Genomic DNA, 2,127 nt, shown 5'->3' with positions numbered 1-2,127 from the left:
GAAACGGACCACTAAGCATTGTTTCCGGGCTACAGAGCCGTTATCACGCCGGGTACGCGGAGACAGTTCAGCGCATCCACGATGGCGCCATCGGTGACATCATTACCATCGAAGAGAACTTCCTGCGCGCGCCCTACGGCGTCATGCAGCGCAAGCCCGGCCTGAGCGAACTGCAATGGCAATTGAGCGCGCAGTATCGGTTTCGCTGGCTTTCGGGCGACGACGTGCCCCAATCGCTCGTTCACAATCTGGACCGCACAAGCTGGGTGCTGGGCAACAAAGTTCCGCTCAAGTGCCACGGACTGGGTGGGCGTTCCTCAATGACCGAGCACATCTACGGCGACGTGTTCGATCATCACTCGGTGGTCTATGAATTCGAGAGCGGCGTCCGCGCCTACGCATTTTGCCGCACGACCACCGGGTGTTACGACGAGGATTCGAGCATTGTTCTGGGCACCAAAGGCAAAGCTTCCATCAAAGCCTGTCGCATTTGGGGCGAAAGGAATTGGCGCTGGCAAGGGCAGTGCGACCCGTATCAAGTCGAGCACAACCGTCTCTTTGCCGCGATTCGTGCGGGTCAACCGATCAACAACGGCGACTACATGGCGCGCAGCACGCTGATCACGGTCATGGGTCAACTCTCCTGTTACTCCGGCAAGGAAGTGACCTGGGAGCAAGCGAGCCAGTCTGATTTCTATTATCCGCCACGACCGGAGGACTGCCGCGACGACATGGACGCGCCTACTCAGCCCGGTTCGGATGATGCGTACCCCGTGCCGGTGCCGGGCCGGACAGTCTTCAATTCGCGGCCAACGGCAACCGACAAAGCCAAGGTCTGATTCCTCTCCCCATGAACCGCTGGGTAGGGCGAGCCTGTCCGCAGCGAGCCGATCTGGACGTGTTCCAAGCACGTGGAGCGGCTCGCCGAGACGGACTCGCCCTACCTGGTTCATGGGCTGTGTGCATGGGCGATTACCGTTTCAAACCCGACTCCCCCGCGCTCAAACTGAGAATTCAAGCGATTGACGTGAGCCAGGCGGGAATTGAGCGTTGAGACGGGTTAGGAACTCGTAAGGAAGGGGGCCGCGAAGCGAAACCATTCATTGGGGAGCACACGCGCCTTCGCGTGTTCCGACCGGCGCCTCGCCGGTCGGATTGAACGCGTCGGTGGGTCACTGAATGGTGGCTGATTCGACGGAACATTTGTGGTCGGCGGGGGCGCCGACCACTGCACGCGAGGCGCGTGCGCTCCCCGCTGAAAGCCCGTGCGGCTTCGCTCCACTCGATTTTCCGTCTGCCTACAGATAGCCATACGCCAGCCATCCGCCGTCCACATAAAGAGAATGGCCGGTGATGAAGCTGGCGCGGTCGGACAACAGAAATGAAATGGCATCGGCGACGTCCCCGGGCCGCGCCAAACGTCCAAGCGGAATGCGGCGTTCGATGGCTTCGCGCGAGACGTTGCCGGCGGCGATGTTGCGCAGGGTCATTTCGGTCTCGACGTAGGCGGGGCCCACGGCGTTAACCCGGATGCCGTGGGCGGCCCACTCCACGGCCAGCACTTTGGTCAGCATGGCCACGCCAGCTTTGGCCGCGCAGTAAGCAGCTCGCCTTGGAAACGCCGCCTCGGCATTCGTGGAAGAAATGAAAACCAGAGCGCCGCCTCCGCCTTGCTGGACCAACTGGCGGCCGACTGCCTGGGCGGTGAAGAATGTGCCGTTCAATTGCACCGCAATCATTTGTTCCCAGTCTGCTTTTGAGTAAGTCAGGGAATCTCCGGGTTTGCTGATGCCCGCGCAATTGACCAGCGCGTCCACGCGGCCAAACCGCGCGACCGAGGCCGAGACCATCGTGGCGCAACTTTCCGCGCTCGCGATGTCCACGGCAACCGCGTGTACTGAGCCTCCAGCGTTGGAAATCTGTTTGGCGGTTAGAGCGGCGGCTTCGGCGTTTAGGTCCGCGGCGGCGACGGACCAGCCTTCGCTGGCGAGGCGGTGAGAAACGGTTTGGCCGATGCCGCTGCCGGCGCCGGTTACGATGGCCACTTTTGGCATGGAGCGACGGTTCCAGAGACGAGATCGCTGTCAAGCTCACGCTCACCGCGTGGGCGCATCTCCGAATGCGGGC

General features: G+C 61.8%; 2 protein-coding genes. One reads left to right on the top strand and one right to left on the bottom strand.

The genetic code is table 11. The features are described from left to right. Nucleotides 1-850 precede the first annotated feature (850 nt). Entirely contained in the window at nt 851-1,054 is a 204-nt protein-coding gene (locus FJ398_27390; protein ID MBM3841602.1) for a hypothetical protein, read from the top strand. A 244-nt stretch (nt 1,055-1,298) separates the two neighbouring features. On the opposite strand, the gene FJ398_27385 is transcribed toward FJ398_27390, so the two are convergent. Continuing rightward, entirely contained in the window at nt 1,299-2,054 is a 756-nt protein-coding gene (locus FJ398_27385; protein MBM3841601.1) for an SDR family oxidoreductase, read from the bottom strand. Nucleotides 2,055-2,127 lie beyond the last annotated feature (73 nt).

It is taken from the genome of Verrucomicrobiota bacterium, assembly GCA_016871535.1.
Classification (GTDB): domain Bacteria; phylum Verrucomicrobiota; class Verrucomicrobiia; order Limisphaerales; family SIBE01; genus VHCZ01.
Note: the sequence above shows the minus strand (reverse complement) of the source record. Positions and strands in the feature narration are given on the sequence as shown.

Excerpts from the sequence above, each read along its gene's own strand:
- FJ398_27385 (MBM3841601.1), bottom strand. The coding sequence starts at position 2,054 with ATGCCAAAAGTGGCCATCGTAACCGGCGCCGGCAGCGGCATCGGCCAA.
- FJ398_27390 (MBM3841602.1), top strand. The coding sequence starts at position 851 with ATGAACCGCTGGGTAGGGCGAGCCTGTCCGCAGCGAGCCGATCTGGAC.